Below are 394 nucleotides of genomic sequence, written 5' to 3' on the forward strand. Positions count from 1 at the left end.
CCCCCCCCCCCCCCCCCCCCCCCCCCCCCCCCCCCCCCCCCCCCCCCCCCCCCCCCCCCCCCCCCCCTTCTACTGAGACGGCGACCACCGAGACCTACACCCGAACGTTGTCGTCGGCAGCGTCAGATGTGTATAAGAGACAGGTTTCGGCGGCCTTGTCAACGTGACCATCAAGCAACCGCAAAGCGAACCTTTGCACGAGCTGAGCTATACGCTGGGCCAGCACGGCGAGGCGCAGATGGGCCTGGGTCCTGTCTCTTATACACATCTCCGAGCCCACGAGACCCGTGACCGAATCTCGGTTGCCGTCTTGGGCTGGGAAAGGGGGGGGGGGGGGGGGGGGGGGGGGGGGGGGGGGGGGGGGGGGGGGGGGGGGGGGGGGGGGGGGGGGGGG

The 394-nt window shown here is 73.1% G+C and carries 1 protein-coding gene; it reads right to left on the reverse strand.

Features of this window, described 5'->3' with window-relative positions; translation table 11 throughout:
* Positions 1-94 precede the first annotated feature (94 nt).
* Entirely contained in the window at positions 95-268 is a 174-nt protein-coding gene (locus JHD67_RS21610) for a hypothetical protein (protein ID WP_199101190.1), read from the reverse strand.
* Positions 269-394 lie beyond the last annotated feature (126 nt).

It is taken from the genome of Dyella sp. ASV21 (assembly GCF_016428975.1).
In the GTDB taxonomy this organism is placed as follows: domain Bacteria; phylum Pseudomonadota; class Gammaproteobacteria; order Xanthomonadales; family Rhodanobacteraceae; genus Dyella.